Source organism: Aphanothece microscopica RSMan92, assembly GCF_046613545.2.
GTDB lineage: Bacteria > Cyanobacteriota > Cyanobacteriia > PCC-6307 > Cyanobiaceae > NIES-981.
The window spans coordinates 1-419 of the sequence record NZ_JBKKKY020000602.1 but is presented as its reverse complement, the minus strand read 5'-3'; the positions used below and the strand labels follow the sequence as shown (position 1 = coordinate 419).

The window sequence follows — 419 nt, the reverse complement described above, 5'->3', positions numbered from 1 at the left end:
CGACCGGCTGTATCACCTGGTGCGCGGGCAGGACACGCGCCGCGTCGCCCGGGACGAGGTGGTGAAGTCCATCTCGTCGGAAACCACCTTCGACACCGACACGGCCGATCGTGACCTGCTGGAAGGTCACATCTGGCGGCTGGCCGAGACGGTCGCCGACCGCGCCAAGGCCAAGGGCCTGTCGGGCCGCAGCGTCACGCTGAAACTCAAGCGCGCCGATTTCACCCTGGTCACGCGCCGCCACAGCCTCGACCGGCCCACCCAGTCGGCCGACCGGCTGTGGCGCGAGGCGCAGGGCCTTCTGGCCGCGCTGCCCGATCCGGGGCCGTTCCGCCTGATCGGGGTGGGGCTGTCCGACCTGACGCCCGGCGCCGCACCCGAGGAAGGCGACCTGCTCGACCCCGGCGCCCGCACCCGCG

1 protein-coding gene is annotated in these 419 nt (G+C 73.0%); it reads left to right on the top strand.

Annotated elements, in window-relative coordinates; translation table 11 throughout:
- Window positions 1-419: DinB/UmuC family translesion DNA polymerase (locus ACLD7X_RS19255; protein ID WP_411425283.1), on the top strand; the 419-nt coding region annotated here is incomplete at both ends.